This window comes from Haloplanus salinarum (assembly GCF_024498175.1).
In the GTDB taxonomy this organism is placed as follows: domain Archaea; phylum Halobacteriota; class Halobacteria; order Halobacteriales; family Haloferacaceae; genus Haloplanus; species Haloplanus salinarum.
In genome coordinates, this window is sequence record NZ_CP101823.1 from 733,714 (window position 1) to 747,831 (window position 14,118).

A 14,118-nucleotide genomic window follows, 5' to 3' on the forward strand; every position below is an offset into this window, starting at 1 on the left:
GCCGTGAAGTGGGGGACGTTGCTGTTCGGCACGCTCTCGTTCGTCCTAGTGTTTGGCTACGCATCGAAGACGATGTACGGCATCGAACACGGTGGCAACCTGCTCGCCTACTGGCACATCGCTCTCGCGTGGGTCGCCTCGGCGGCGCTCGGCACGACGTTCGTCGGGAGTGTACTCTTCCTGCGCTATCGGGGGCACTTCTGGAGCCGCCTCGCCCACAGCGCTGGGGAGCTCGGCTTCCTCTTCGCGACGCTGACGCTCCTGCTAGGGAGCGCGTGGGGCAAAGTCATCTGGAACTCGTGGTGGGAGTGGACGGACGTTCGTCTCGTCACCTTCCTGATCGTGTGGTTCATCTACGCGGGCTATCTCGTGGTGTCGTCGGCGACGGACCCGAACACGGGTGACCGCTACACCGCGGTGTACGGCGTCGTCGGCTTCGTCACGGTGCCTATCTCCTACGCCTCGACGCGGCTGTGGACGCCCACTTTCCACGAGACGACCATCGGGAATCCGGAGGTCAGTGCGAACATTGACCCGACGACGCTGCTCGTGACCGTCGTCGCGGCAACGTTCCTGTACGTCTACCTTCTCGGCGTCCGGATCCAGGTGCACGAAGTCGAAGACCGTCTCCGCGGACACACCGGTGGAAGGAGGTGATCGTATGGAACCACTGCTCCTGTTCGGCTACACGGCGTTGTTCGTCGCGTTCTTCGGGTACGCGGCGTATCTCCAGCGCAAGCTGAGCCGCGTCGAGCGACGACTGAACGACCTTCGCTAGGCCGGCTACTCCTCGACGACGAAATCGAACGTGGCGAGGCCCGCAAGTAACAGGACCGCGGTGTATATGACGAGCAGACGGAGCCACGACCCGGTCGGAGCGCCCGCCGTGAGCGCCGCCGTCAGTTCGACGCCCGCGAGCAACACGGGGACGACGAGCGGAACGAGCAACAGCGGCAAGGCGAGCTCGTCGAGGCCGGCGCGGAAGGTGAGCGTCGCGACGACGACGCCGACGGCAGCGAATCCGACTGCCGCGACGGCGAGGACGCCGAGCAGGGCGAGCGCCGTTCGGAGCGTCGGGGCGTAGCCGAGCAACACCGCCGTCGCCCCGAGTGTCAGCACGTTCACGGTGAAGACGAACAGCGACGTGCTCGTCACTTTGCCCAGATAGATGGCGGATCGGTCCACTGGTGCAAGCAGGATGCCGTCGAGGGCGGCGTCGTCGTCCTCGACGGTAGCCGTCTTCGTCACGCCGAGTGTCCCGCCGAAGACGAACGCGATCCAGAGGGCGCCCCGGCCGAGTACCGCCGGATTCCGGAACGTTTTGACGAAGCTGAACGCGAAGGCGAGGACGATCAGTAGGGCGAACATCGCCATCGTCGTCGTGACGCGTCGGGAGCGGCTCTCGATGCGGAGATCCTTCCGGACGATTCGGAAGACTGCGGCGAGAAACGACCTCACCGGTCGAGGCCCTCGTTCGATCCGTTGTCGACGCCGATCGTCCGGCGGTACGTCGTTTCGAACGCCGCTGCCGACGTTTCGCCGAGGTCGACATCCGCCCGTAGCCGGCCGCGGTCGACGACGAGTGCCCGATCACACCGACCGACTCCCCGGTCGAGGTCGTGAGTCGTCAGGAGGACGGTCCGGTCGTCGAACCCGTCCAGGATCGTCGCGAGGTCGGCCACGGACCGCTGGTCGAGGCCGGCGTACGGTTCGTCGAGCAAGAGCACGTCGGGACGGTGAAGGAGCGCCCGGGCAAGCGACAGCCGTTTGCGGAGACCGTGTGAGAACGCCCCGGGGTACTGACTCGTCCGTCCGCCCAGGTTCACGGCGTCGAGTACCGCCTCGCAGCGCGCCGCGGGGTCATCGACTCCGTGGAGATCGGCGTGAAATCGGAGGTTCTCGCGCGCGCTGAGGTCGTCGTACAGCATCGACTCGTGGGTCACGATGCCGACCGTCCGGTGGACGCCGTGGTCACCGGGCACGAGTTCCGCGCCGCCGAGGGTGATGGTTCCGCTCGAGGGGCGGGCGAGCCCAGCGAGCATACGCAGGAGGGTCGACTTGCCGGCCCCGTTCGGGCCGAACAGGCCGACCGTCTCGCCCGGTTCGACGGCGAACGAGACGCCATCAACGGCCGTGACCCGACCGTACACCTTCGTAACGTCGTCGGTTCGTACCGCCGACGGCGCCGTGGGATCCGATCGGGCGTCTGCCGTCATCGAGTGTCGTCCGGACGCTCGGAGCCCTCGTGGGCACGGACCGAGAGCTGTTTGGCGACGAGTCTGTCACCCTCGACCTGCCCTTTCGCGACGACGATCCGGCCCTCGGCCATCGTGTCCGGGAGCGTCCCCTCGTAGACGACGGTCATCGAGTGGTTGCCGTCGGTCACCTCGAACGTCGCCGTCCGGCCCCCCGTCTCGAGGTTCTGCACCGATCCTTCGAGGTTCACCCACTCGCCCTCGTACTCGTCCTCGGAGAGCTGTGTCGGACTCACGAACGCGGCGGAGGCGTTCATGCTCGTCGCGCCCAGCACACCCAGGAGCACGAGGATTGCCACCGTCGTGACGAGAAGTTTGTTCTTCCGTCGCACTACGCTCATATCATATGCCGGCGCTCTTGATTGTGTCGGATGGTTTCCGACTGCCGCCGGTGAGAGCCGTGCGTGCCCCGTCCACGATCATCCACCAGCCACTCATTGTCGTCGAGATGCGGTTTTCGATCAGTCTCGTAGCGGTCCGTTCCCTTCTTGAGGAGCCGTTTCGCTTGCGCTTTCTCACTCGCCTGCATCCGCTTCGGGACGACGTAGTACAGCCCGCGCTGGCTGAGCATCTCAAGGATGTGCTGGCTATCGAACTCCCGATCCATCAAGACGTTATCGACATGAACAGCCGCCTCTGCCGAGTCCAAGAGGTCCTCGACAATCTCCTTGCGCGTATCGCCTTTGCGTACCGGCCGCGTGTCTAACACGATTGGAACAGCATTTCCGACCAGCTGGACCGTCGCCCACTGGTAGGCGTACTCGTCCAATTGCACCTTCGTCCCGATAATCTCGTCTTCGTGGCCGATTCGATTATCAGTAAACGGGTCTGACTCCGTAATATCGATAGCGATGATACCAGCCCGGAAGAACTCCACTGTGTCTGCTACCCGGTCCAGCAGGCGGCCAACAGCTTGCCGGTACATTTCCCGAATCTGTTCGATGGAGAGGTCACGAATGTGCTCGCGGTGGGCGTGACCGAGCGGCGTCAGCTCCCGATTAGACTCGTGGACGAAGCTCCGAGCGCCCTCATTGACGGCTAAGCTTTCTCGAAGCCCCAGATACGTCTGAAGGTCCCAGTAGGCGTTTTCGTGGATTTCACAGCCCTCGCCACGTCCAGTGAGAACGCTGGGACCGCAACACGGTTAACATTCTCAGTGATGGTCTCGGCCTGCTCTAATACGGTCTGGTCATCGGGGTTCGATTCCGTATGCTCGTCACCGTGTCTACGGCTCTGTCGGTCTGGCCCACGCGGGACTGAGACGCCCACATTTTGCGCTTTAATGAGGAGGATTCGCGCTGCTGTCTCGGCGGTATTTTGGAGTTCAGCAGTGAACCGTTTGTGCCAGCTGCGCCACAATGTTGACTGATCCGGTACAGACTCTAGGCCAAGTCGGTCGCAGAGACCAGGGTGCTGGGTGAGGTATTCGATGAGGGCGGTCTCGTGGCCCCAGCCATGGCATTCTTTCAGCAGGAACAGGCGAAACAGTGTCTCCATCTCGTAGCTCGTTGAGCCTGCGTATCGGTCGTGGGGATCGAACTGGACGTATGCGAGCGGTAATGCTTGGACGAATGGTTCGACGGTCTCGTGATCGTCATGCTGGAACCAGGTTTCCGCAACGAGACGAATATCCGATTCTACTCCGGGGAGTGACGTCCGATCGAACAGCGGGCTCGACTCGTACGTTGGCCAGTCAACGTAGGATAGCTGGACGATCCGGCAGAAGACAGTGCGACGAGACTCACGGGTTGGGGCCACAGAGGAATGCTGAACCCGGGATGTTCAAGTATTCGTTCAACTGCTCAATACAGGTGAGATACTCATCCCCGTACAGATAGAGCGCCCAGCCACCCTCTAGACCATTCCTGCCGCACGACAGGCCCGGCAGTCGTTCGGCGAATCGGCCTGACGGATCGGCTCTCTCAGTGTAGGGCGATATACGGCCCCAGCAGCAGCATCAGAACCGCGAGGAACCGCGTCAACCTGTCGGCGTCGACCGCCTGTGCGACCCGCCAGCCGAGCACGACGCCGACGAGTTCGGGGACGCCGATGGCGACCACTAGGGCCCAAGAAACTGCGTCGCGCACGACGTAGCCCAGGGTCGCGAACGCCGCGATGAAGATGGACTGGACCTGCGCGACGCCGACGGCGAACAGCATCGGCACGCCGAGTGCGACCAGTAGCGGGACCGTGAGTACGGGGCCGCCGACGCCGAGGAGGCCTCCAGAAATACCGACGAATGTGCCAACGGCGGCGACGCCGAGCGTCCCTCGCGTCGAGGTCGTGTCGTAGCTGGCACCGCCTGTGCCGTAGCCAGACCGGTAGAACACGAGCACGCCCGTCACCATCACCAGTCCACCAAGCAACAGCCCGAAAGCACCTCTCGAGACGAACGCGCTGAGCCGGACGCCGCTGAGTGCGCCGACGAGCCCGGTGACGCTCAGGACGCCGGCGGAGCGCGGGCCGCCGTGGGAGCCGAGTTCTCCGGAGCGGTAGTATCCTGCCGTGCCGACAAGTCCCGTGGCGATGAACGTCGCGCTGGCGGTGCCGACGATGGTCGCCGGCGGCAGGTCGGTTAGCGCGTACAGCGCGATGGTGACGAAGATACCACCCGGTCCGACGGCGGTGATGCCGATTCCGGACAGCAGCGAGATGACCAGCAGGAGAGCGAGGGTTCCAGCGGGGATGCCAGCGGGCATTCCTCAGAGCCCGCCAGACAAGATGGCGTTGATGACGAACCGACCGGCACTCCACGCGGAGTAGACAGCCAGTAGGATGAGCGCGCTATTGAGGATGTTCAGTTTCCAGCCGTTCGTGTACTCACCCATGACATCGCTATCGTTGACCGCCCAGAATAGCAGCAGAGCGGTTATCGGGAGTCCGATAACTCCGTTGTACGCGGGGAAGAGAATAATCATATTGATGACACTCAGTCCGAGATACTGGTGGACGAGCGGCGAGAGGCTCCCGACCCCGACGCCGACGACATAAATGAGCTTGAACAGGCGAGTGCTCTCGGCGAACTCCTCGCCCATCGCTTCCGGGATCATGTACGCGGGCGCCCACATGATCGGAACGATGCTGTTGAACGCGGCCGCGAGCGTCCCGACGAGGAAGACAACCATCGCCCACTCGCCGAGAACGTTCGCGAGGGCCTTCCCCGGTGTGAGGAAGGTCTCAAGGTGGGTGTAGCCAGCCGGCCGCAGCACGGCGGCAGCTGCGACGACGATGGCGATCGTGGTGACGCCACCGACGGCGTAGCCGATGGAGAGGTCGCGGCGCATCGTCGGCACGTCGGACTTACTTGTCCAGCCCTTGTTTTCAACGAGCTGTGACTCGAGAAAGAAGTTCGGCCAGAGCGCGGTCGTCCCGAGGATACTCACCGCGAGCGCCATCGCCCCGGCCGATTCGATTGCGGGAACGAATCCCTTCGATACGGCGACGAGGTCGGGGCTACTCACGCCCGCGACGACGACGTACGCGATGAGGAGACCGAACATCATCGTGACCATCACCTTCTCAACCATGTCGTAGCCGAGGATACCGATGACCATGGCTGTCAGTCCGGTCAGGTAGGCGAACGGATGCCAGCCGATTCCGTGGAGACCGAGGAGGACGACGATCCCCTTCCCGACGGCCGCTGTGAGTTCGAGGGTCCACGCGATACAGCCGACCGCCAGCAGAACCATCAGGATGGTCGCGACGGTCGAGCCGAGTCTCTTCCGTGCGAACGCCGCGAGCGACTCGCCGAAGATGCCGAGTCGGGCGCTCATGTCCTGTGCCATGAACCCGAGGAGGACGGCGCCGACGACGGCCCACAGGAGACCGTACCCGTAGCGGACCCCGGCGGAACTCGCGATGAAGACCGACCCCGAGCCGAAGTAGCTCGCGACCATCACGAATGCGAGACCGTACTGCTGGAAGAGTTCGGTGATTGTGAGGTCTGGCGCTAATCCGGTGAATGATTTGGTTTCCATATGTGACTAGTCGAAATTATTGGTTTTTAGCCGATTCGAGAGCAGTCGCTCCCACGGAGTATTCTGGCACGTTGCCCCGAAACTGCCGAGACTAAGCGCAGAATGTAGGTATTCAATCCATACGGAAATATGCTGTGAAATCCTGCCGCGACTACTGCCGTATCTGACCACACCCGGCCTTCTGGAGCGTCCGCTTGAGCCAGTTGCGACAGTCATTCGGGACTTTGCCGGACGATGTATTCGCAGATACACTGAGAAGTCACGCAATCCGCGTTTCCTGAATGAACTCTGGACTTTCGGACCATATGCATTGAGAGTCCCAGTCTCAACTACTGTGAGCCGGGGGAAGTTGAGACTACAGCAGGTTTAGCGGGGCTGTGATGCGTGGTTTCGGGCGAATCGATAGTAGAACCTGCTTCAGATCTCTCTCCAAACGATCATTCTTGTTGAGATAGAAACTAATTCGGAGTGTTTCCGTGGCCTCGGATAGTGTAGCCACTCAGACGCTTCGCTAACCCAGACGGAGTGTCTCTCTCCCCGACTCCGGTTTCCTTCTTCAGCAGCGTCAGCGTATTGTCGGCTGTCACAATGGGCGAGTGCTCGTACTCTCCAGTCAACTCCACCTGCACGAGTAGATCGACTGCTCGCCAAATCGAGTACAGCAGACACGCGAACGCGAAGTAGAAGAACCGCAGTCCAAAATCCTTCGACGTCGTGGCGGCCATGAATCGCTTGATCGACTTGTAGCCGCTTTCGATCTCCCACCGGTAGCCATACTCGGTGAGGTGGCCGGTCCCCCCGTTCGTCATAAACACTGAGTACTGCCGGTGGTCGTCGTGCTCTGTGTTCTTTTTGCGGCGATAGATCAGCGTCGTCTCGTGCCACTTGTTCTGTCCGAGATGCAATTTCCGATCAGTTTCGTATCGGTCCTTTCCCCGTTTGAGGAGGCGCTTGGCCTGGGCTTTCTCGCTGGTCTGCATCCGCTTGGGAACGACGTACGACAGGCCACGCTGGCTGAGCATTTCCAGGACCTGCTGGCTGTCGAACTCTCGGTCCATCAGTACGTTATCGACGTGAACCAGCTCCTCGGCTGAATCCAAGAGGTCCTTGACGATTTCCAAGCGGGACTCCCCCTTCCGAACTGGCCGTGCGTCCAGTACAATCGGAACGGCATTCCCTACTAACTGGACGGTAGCCCACTGATAGGCGTACTCGTCAGTCTTCTCCTTCGTCCCGATGATCTCGTCTTCGTGGCCCGTTCTATCACCGGTGAAGGGGTCAGCCTCGGTGATATCGATGGCGACGATCCCGGCTCGGAAGAACTCCTCTGTCTCCGCGACTTCGCTCAGGAGCCTGTTGACGGCCTGTCGGTACATCTCGCGGATTCCTGATACTGAAAGGTCACGAATGTGCTCTCGGTGGGCGTGGCCCAACGGCGTCTGATCCCGAGTCGATTCGTAGACGAAACTGCGAGCCCCTTCATTAGCAGCCAATCTCTCGCGAAGCCCCAGATACGTCTGTAAGTCCCAGTAGGCGTTCTCGTGGATTGCACATCCGTCGCCACGATTTAGTGAGAACGCCGGGAAAACGACGCGGCTGACGTGATCGGTGATCGTTGCCGCCTCGTTGAGGATAGCTTGATCGTCTGGGTCTGGTTCGTCCTCTTCGTCACCGTGAGATGGGAGGTGCCGTTCTGGTTCGCGCGGAACAGCGACATCTGCGTTCTGGGCTTTAATCAGTATGGTCCGCGCAGCTGTCTCGACGGTACTGCGAAGCTCGGCAGTGAACCGTTCGTGCCAACTGCGCCATAGCGTCGACTGGTCCGGAACACTCGCCAAGCCCAACTGCTCACTGAGTGCTGAGCGGCACTCGAGGTGCTCAACGAGGGCAGTTTCGTGGTCCCATCCGTAGAGTTCTTTCAGCAGAAACAGACGAAACAGCGTCGCCATTTTGTAGCTCGTTGAGCCCGTGTACTGATCGTGGGCGTCAAACCGGACATATGCGAGCGGCAACGAGTGGACGAATGATTCGACTACCTCGTGTTCATTGTGGCTGAACCATGTTTCCGCGACGGTACGAATATCCGATTCCAACGCAGGAAGCGAAGAGCGATCGAACAGCGGCGTGGACTCGTATACAGGCCAGTTGGCGTAGGTCCGTTGTGCAATCTGTTGGAAAACAGTGCGGCGAGACTCACGTGTTGAGGGCACGAAAGAACGGTGATTACGACACGTTCAAGAATCTCATCAGTGTTGTATGCTCTTCATGAAATCAACTCGTATAGAGTGGGCTCTACTCCCAAGCACTTCATCCCATATCATCGAACGGCATATTTCGACAACAGAAACAACAGCTACTACCAGGATCCATCGTAACCAGTTATCAAAGAGATAATTTCGATTATTGTTAGAAAGTGAGAACAGTGCATTTCTTTCATTACTATGTCGTTAGCACCATCAATTGTGACTGCCCAATCAGCTACACGGCAGGGAGAATCGATATTTAACCCCCCATCGAATCCAGTTGGGTATCTCGCAATCCTTGCAGCGTTGGTTACCGGAGTAATACACCTCCTGTTGGGACCGCGCGTGATGGGTTTCAGTCAGTTAATGGGGATCTTGTTCATCCTGAATGGACTCGGATTTTTGGGTGGGGCTGTATTATATGTGACATCATACTGGCAGAGGGAACTGTATCTCGTTGCAGCGGGCTATGCCATCGTGACAGTAATCGCGCTGTTTGTCTTCCAAGGGTTCAGCCTCGATGCTTTCTATATGCAGGGCTCACTCAATCCGATGGCTGTCGGATCAAAAGCTGCTGAGCTCGTCCTTGCGGCCTGTGCAAGCTATCTGTACACGCAGGTCACGCCCTGATTGTTGTAGAAAATTAAAACGCACCACCGCCGTGGGAGAACTCGGGACCGGGTTCAGGATTCTTGCCTCACTCGTGAGGACGTCGTTCGAGTGTAATCTCTCCGATACCTGCCCTTGCGGAACAATTGGGACAGGCATACACACGACCGGTCTCATCACCAAATACCCGAATAAATCGTTCAGAGACGTGTTTGCCGCAGTTTTCACACACTGGCATATGTCTCTCTCACTGCTGATTGGCGCGATTCTCCCGTCCCGAGGGTACTGTAAACATTCCGGACGAAGTTATCATACTTCGCCGTTGCAGCGTCACTGAGCGAACGAGTGCCACCGAGGTTGGCGGCGTATCGTGTCGAACCAACGGCTACGCACATCGTGTCAGCGATACGCTCAAACTTGTCTTCGACAAGGTCCTGAACGAACGTCGAGAGACTAGCACGGCCGCACAACTCACCGGCAGCAGCCTGACCGAGCCACATTTGGTCTGCAGTCACTTCGACAAATGCCAGTGTAAACGGTGGCTCGTCGAACTGGGCAGTGAGGAACTGCTGTGCAGCATCACCGTTCCACGCGAGGACACCGACTTTAGGGAGTCGCCGGAGTACCGACGCTGCTGCCGAACAGAATGGATACCCCCCATCGAAGATGAGGACTGCTTCGTACGCTGGCTCTACGCGGTCTCGATCTGCTGTTTGGGCCGGCTGTGAGTCGTTTGTACTCATAGGTCCGTCTAGCCGTTCAGTTTTGAGTTGCCTGGCGGTCGGTCGTTAGCGGCTCTAAATTCGAGGAAATCGTCGTGTTGGTCAACGACAATGGTCGTGTCAGTCCGTGGCTTTGCAGTGCAGGGCAGTATGTAGCCGGCCTCGTCGTCCTCGTCGTAGTACCGACGCGCGTTCGGGTGGACAACGTCGCCGTCGACGAGGCGGGCAGCACAGGTAGTGCACCAGCCCTGCTGACAGTCGGCCGGCAGCCACACACCCGCCGAACGCGCGGTCGCGAGGATCGTCTCGTCTGTGCCCACTTCGAGATCGTAGGTCTCACCGGCCTCGTCCAGCGACGAGCCCTCGGGGACCACGATCGTGACGGTCCACATTTCGTTCGACGATTGTGTCATGACAGTGGGTTGGGGTGGGAGCGTCGACTATTGAGGTCAGGCCGAGTCGTTGAACCGGTTGTTCGTCGAGTAAGGCGCGTCGCCGGGTTCGCCGCGGGCGAAGTGGCCGGCCGGGTTGATCTCGTCGTCCCGTTCCTTGCTTAGTAGCTCGATGAACCAAGCTTCGTGGTCCATCTCCTCGTTGAGGATCCGCTGGGCCATGTCGTAGGTGCGTGGATCGGCACCACGGGTCATGTCACAGATCTCGCTCCATGTCCGGATGGCACACCGCTCTGCCTCCAGCAACACTTCAAGAATGTCCTCTACCTCCAACTCGGACGTGTCGAACCCGCCGCTGTCGTCCATCGGCGTCGGCACTTCAGCGTCGGGACAGGAGGCTCGATCCGCGAAATCGCGGATATCGTTGGGCAACGACCCTTCGAGTTCGTAGATCCGAGGCACGACAAGTTCGAAGTGTGCCCGATCTTCGAGACGCGCGTCTTCGGTGATCTCCTTGTAGTCTTCCTCACCAGCGAGATGCATTCGCAGATTGGTGTAGTAGTAGTAGGTCGTGAACTCCGCACCGATGGCGTCGATCAGTTTTTCGCGGAGCTCCTCGGGATCGAGTCCGCGCTCACGGATTACCTCCATGCCGACTCGTTTGCTCGTGTCACCCGGTTCGACGGTTCCGGTGGCGTGGGATTTCTCTTCAGACATCGCATGTCGTACAAGGATGGGATTATACATCAGATTAGTTTTGTCCTGCGACAACTATAGTTTTGAATTCCGAAATGTGTTGTTGAGTGGTATGAGTGGAAAGGTCGAGTGTCAGGTCGCGTTAACTTTGGCATCGATTCCACCAGACGGCGAGGGCTTGGAGCCACGATTCTGCGGTCGTCGGCTCCACGTGGCTGAACGTATTTGAAAACGAAGAGGTTCGTCGTTTTACTTCTCTAAATAGACGTTCGACAGCATTCCGATTGCCATGGAGTTCGTATCTGCAATCGAGGCCGTGTCGATCGAGGGCAGTTTTGAGCCACTGAGCATCGTCGACGAGAAACACGGCGGTTTCGACGTCGTGTTTCTCACGTAATTCACTCAGGAAGATTTCGGTGAGACCGGTCGTATACGTGCTAAAGAGCCGGATATGAAGGAATGTGTTCGTTTCAGGATCGATGGCGGCGTACAGCCAGTATTGCTGATCGTTGATTCGAATCACAGTTTCGTCGAGTGCAACGTGATTCGGGCTCGCACCGCCTTCGGGCTGTAGATCGGCCTTCTGTACCCAGTTGTGGACGGCCGTTCGAGAGCGTTCGACACCCAACCTCTCAAGAATCGAGATGGTATTCGAAAGTGATAGTCCTGCCACGTGCATCTGAATACCGAGTCGCATCGCGAACTCGGGTGTCCGCTGACGCTCCACAAAATCTAATTCGATCCAGTCGCTATCGTCGCTGAGGCGTGTGATTTCTGGCATAGAGCACTACGAAATCATCACGCCTCACTCTTCACGCTTAACTTGACACGACCGAGTGTCAAAGTATCAACTAGCAGCGCTCGTCTTTATTCTCAGCACACGTCGATGAAGCGGGTCAGTCCGTCAGGAGCGTTCAGTTATTCCGCCGGAGGTTTTTTTCACGCAGTTCGTCGCTCGCGTGCCACACCCGAGGACGAAGGCCAAGGAGAATCGCACCGAGCATAAGGAGTCCAACTAATCCCGTGACGACGGCTCCTGGGATGATACCGACCCGAGCACTCGCGGGCCACGTATCGCCGGCAAACGCCGTAACGCGCAACAACCACGCTCCATTCAAAATAATGAAGAGCGGCAAGTACACCCGGCGGAGTCGATGGGCAATTGCCTCCTCCATCGTAATTTTGAGCGTCGGACGCGCGTAATCCGACGCAAGTTTCTGGCGCCACTGTTGATCCTCAAGCGATCGGTTTGGATCGAGACCAGGCGCCCAGACGTTTTGCTGGAGTGAACGAACCCGACTCCGCCAGATATCGTATGCCCGGTATCGGCGTGCCTCGATGCTGAGGAACAATCCCACCGCGGCGTTTCCGATGAGAATGACGTAATGTGGGTTTGTCTCGTTCGAGAACGCCCACGTCAGGATTGCTGCCATCAGCAGGACCGCCCAGTTGGTGGTACGATCGAGACGCTCGCGCCACAATTTCATACGGTGGAGTTCGCCGCGATAGAGATGTGCGAGCGCCGAACTCGGCCCCATCTCGACATCAAGGAGTCCCATACCGACACGCGCGTTCGGAGGGTCGTCACCGCCCCCCTCGGCTTTCGAGGCATCGTCGCCGTTTGAAGTCATAGCTCCGGATACTGACGCCGACTCAAAAAGTACTTTGAACCATGTGCAATACTCTCAACAATACTGTCCCGAAGGTCAGTCATCAGCCGTGATCGAATGAGAGGACTCGGTTTGACTCCGCGAGCGCAAGTAGCCTTGGATGTACGCACCGACGAACATCCCGGCAATGGCCCAGAGGATAGGGAGATTGCCGATGCCGAGGCTGGCATACGCCGCGCCGGGACAGATGCCGGACACGCCCCAGCCGACGCCGAAGACCACGCCGCCGATGGCGACGTTCCGATCCATCGAGCGAGTTCGTCGGCCATACTGATCGCTGGATAGCGGCGCCCGATCGAGGAAGTGAGTGGCAATATAGAAGGTCATCCCCGATACGACCGCGGCGCCACCCATAACGAGGATCAGGCCGAGGTCGTCGAACTGGAGGAAATCCAAGACGACCTCGGGTCGGGCCATCCCGCTGTACGCGAGGCCGAAGCCCTGGATCAGTCCGCCGAGGACCACCAACGGGAGGAACAGCGGATGCCGGTCGGTCGTGCTGCCGTCGGCATCCCGGCTCATGGCGTTACCCCCAGCGCGGCCACGACGGTCGCCGTGATGATGGCGACGCCGACGAAGAGGACGACATTCACGAGCGAGGTGGTAGAGGCGGATCCGAGACCACAGACGCCGTGACCGGCGGTACAGCCCTTCCCGATGCGCGTCCCGATCCCGACGAGGACGCCGCCGCCGAACAGTCGCCACGGCTGGACGCTCGTGACGAAGGGGCCGGGATCGAGGACCAGTCCCCAGAGCGCCGCCCCCGCGACGATGCTGAAGGCGAAGACGACGCGCCAATCGCGCGAGGCGATATACGACGGGCGGTTGAACCGTGGGACGTTCGAGACGTACGAGAGCGTGGTCTCGAGAAACGTGCTGTTCCCGGGAATGATAGCGGTCCCGAGGTAGATAACCGCGATACCTACGGCGACCATGACCCCGCCGACGAGATACTGGATCGTCCCGCGGGGGAAAAACGTCATTGCCGCCTCCAGCGCACCTTCGATCATGGCGCTCCCTCCGGCTCACCAGACGTGCGACACGGACCGATTCGCGTCCGAGCTGACTGCGTCATTCGCCTGTGTATTGTAGATATAGCGCAATAAACTCTCGGATGTTCCCCGGAGACCCACCAACTCAGACCCGGATTTAACGGGAGAATAAGCGTTCCAGCGCCGTATAACGCACTTCTCTCACACTCGATCGCCGCCGAGGCCACACCTATGCGTGCAAGTATTGGGCATTATATCGATAACCTTATACGCCTCTCACCGGTATTGAACGGTGAGGAAGATCACAGATGAGCTCGAACATCGACGTGACGGAGACACTGGACGTGACGGGGCAGAACTGCCCGATGCCGGTGATCAAAACCAAAGGCGCCGTGGACGAACTGTCCCCGGGCGACGTTCTCGAGGTCATCGCGACCGATTCGGGAAGCATGAGCGACATCAAGGGCTGGGCCGAGTCCACCGACGGTGTCGAACTCGTTGAGCAGGTCGAGGGCGACGGGACCTACACGCACTACGTGCGGAAGACGGAGTAAGTTCCCAC

17 protein-coding genes and 1 pseudogene are annotated in these 14,118 nt (G+C 59.7%); 3 read left to right on the plus strand and 15 right to left on the minus strand.

The annotated features are described in order from the left end of the window. Window positions 1-3: 3 nt before the first annotated feature. Entirely contained in the window at window positions 4-657 is a 654-nt protein-coding gene (gene ccsA / locus NO364_RS03885) for a cytochrome c biogenesis protein CcsA (protein WP_257628574.1), read from the plus strand. A gap of 126 nt (window positions 658-783) precedes the next feature. Here ccsA and NO364_RS03890 read toward each other — a convergent pair whose 3' ends face one another. The 7 genes and pseudogenes from NO364_RS03890 to NO364_RS03920 all read right to left on the minus strand — a co-directional run bounded on the left by NO364_RS03890 (window position 784) and on the right by NO364_RS03920 (window position 8,442). Next, window positions 784-1,458 carry a heme exporter protein CcmB gene (locus NO364_RS03890; protein ID WP_114450606.1) on the minus strand — a complete coding sequence of 225 codons (675 nt, stop codon included), beginning with the start codon at window positions 1,456-1,458 and terminating at the stop codon, window positions 784-786. Beyond that, complete coding sequence (gene ccmA / locus NO364_RS03895) at window positions 1,455-2,216, minus strand: heme ABC exporter ATP-binding protein CcmA (protein WP_257628575.1); 762 nt, start codon at window positions 2,214-2,216, stop codon at window positions 1,455-1,457. The genes NO364_RS03890 and ccmA overlap by 4 nt, the downstream gene beginning before the upstream one ends. Next, a complete protein-coding gene (locus NO364_RS03900) occupies window positions 2,213-2,596 on the minus strand; it encodes a cytochrome c maturation protein CcmE domain-containing protein (RefSeq protein ID WP_257628576.1) in 384 nt (127 codons plus the stop codon). Before NO364_RS03900 ends, ccmA begins: the two co-directional genes overlap by 4 nt. A 38-nt stretch (window positions 2,597-2,634) precedes the next feature. Further along, window positions 2,635-4,013 (minus strand): annotated as a pseudogene (locus NO364_RS03905) (transposase); the annotation flags it as partial. Between the two features lie 164 nt (window positions 4,014-4,177). Further along, complete coding sequence (locus tag NO364_RS03910; protein ID WP_257628577.1) at window positions 4,178-4,954, minus strand: sulfite exporter TauE/SafE family protein; 777 nt, start codon at window positions 4,952-4,954, stop codon at window positions 4,178-4,180. 3 nt (window positions 4,955-4,957) lie between these two features. Next, window positions 4,958-6,232: an NRAMP family divalent metal transporter gene (locus tag NO364_RS03915; protein WP_257628578.1), complete on the minus strand. Its 1,275-nt coding sequence runs from the start codon at window positions 6,230-6,232 to the stop codon at window positions 4,958-4,960. 458 nt (window positions 6,233-6,690) lie between these two features. After that, entirely contained in the window at window positions 6,691-8,442 is a 1,752-nt protein-coding gene (locus NO364_RS03920; protein ID WP_420191774.1) for a transposase, read from the minus strand. Window positions 8,443-8,694: 252 nt separating this feature from the next. Here NO364_RS03920 and NO364_RS03925 point away from each other — a divergent pair, with 252 nt between their 5' ends. After that, window positions 8,695-9,105 carry a DUF7475 family protein gene (locus NO364_RS03925; protein WP_420191773.1) on the plus strand — a complete coding sequence of 137 codons (411 nt, stop codon included), beginning with the start codon at window positions 8,695-8,697 and terminating at the stop codon, window positions 9,103-9,105. Window positions 9,106-9,172: 67 nt separating this feature from the next. Here NO364_RS03925 and NO364_RS18250 read toward each other — a convergent pair whose 3' ends face one another. The 8 genes from NO364_RS18250 to NO364_RS03960 all read right to left on the minus strand — a co-directional run bounded on the left by NO364_RS18250 (window position 9,173) and on the right by NO364_RS03960 (window position 13,574). Next, window positions 9,173-9,322, minus strand: a complete 150-nt coding sequence (locus NO364_RS18250) for a DUF7563 family protein (RefSeq protein WP_420191772.1) — start codon at window positions 9,320-9,322, stop codon at window positions 9,173-9,175. Beyond that, the gene (locus tag NO364_RS03930; protein WP_257628580.1) at window positions 9,309-9,827 is read right to left on the minus strand and encodes a thiol-disulfide oxidoreductase DCC family protein; all 519 of its coding nucleotides are present in this window, start codon (window positions 9,825-9,827) and stop codon (window positions 9,309-9,311) included. The genes NO364_RS18250 and NO364_RS03930 overlap by 14 nt, the downstream gene beginning before the upstream one ends. An 8-nt stretch (window positions 9,828-9,835) precedes the next feature. Further along, a complete protein-coding gene (locus NO364_RS03935) occupies window positions 9,836-10,219 on the minus strand; it encodes a 2Fe-2S iron-sulfur cluster-binding protein (protein WP_257628581.1) in 384 nt (127 codons plus the stop codon). A 36-nt stretch (window positions 10,220-10,255) separates the two neighbouring features. Next, window positions 10,256-10,915: a DNA protection during starvation protein gene (dps, locus tag NO364_RS03940; RefSeq protein ID WP_257628582.1), complete on the minus strand. Its 660-nt coding sequence runs from the start codon at window positions 10,913-10,915 to the stop codon at window positions 10,256-10,258. A gap of 121 nt (window positions 10,916-11,036) precedes the next feature. Beyond that, window positions 11,037-11,675 carry an IS6 family transposase gene (locus tag NO364_RS03945; protein WP_257628583.1) on the minus strand — a complete coding sequence of 213 codons (639 nt, stop codon included), beginning with the start codon at window positions 11,673-11,675 and terminating at the stop codon, window positions 11,037-11,039. Between the two features lie 133 nt (window positions 11,676-11,808). Next, window positions 11,809-12,525 (minus strand): DUF2270 domain-containing protein, encoded by a 717-nt coding sequence (locus NO364_RS03950; protein WP_420191771.1) that lies wholly within the window; start codon window positions 12,523-12,525, stop codon window positions 11,809-11,811. Window positions 12,526-12,600: 75 nt separating this feature from the next. Continuing rightward, complete coding sequence (locus NO364_RS03955; RefSeq protein WP_257628584.1) at window positions 12,601-13,086, minus strand: DUF6691 family protein; 486 nt, start codon at window positions 13,084-13,086, stop codon at window positions 12,601-12,603. Beyond that, complete coding sequence (locus NO364_RS03960; protein WP_251328398.1) at window positions 13,083-13,574, minus strand: YeeE/YedE family protein; 492 nt, start codon at window positions 13,572-13,574, stop codon at window positions 13,083-13,085. The genes NO364_RS03955 and NO364_RS03960 overlap by 4 nt, the downstream gene beginning before the upstream one ends. A gap of 290 nt (window positions 13,575-13,864) precedes the next feature. On the opposite strand from NO364_RS03960, the gene NO364_RS03965 reads away from it, so the two are divergent. After that, window positions 13,865-14,110 (plus strand): sulfurtransferase TusA family protein, encoded by a 246-nt coding sequence (locus NO364_RS03965; RefSeq protein ID WP_251328397.1) that lies wholly within the window; start codon window positions 13,865-13,867, stop codon window positions 14,108-14,110. The last annotated feature ends 8 nt before the right edge of the window (window positions 14,111-14,118 follow it).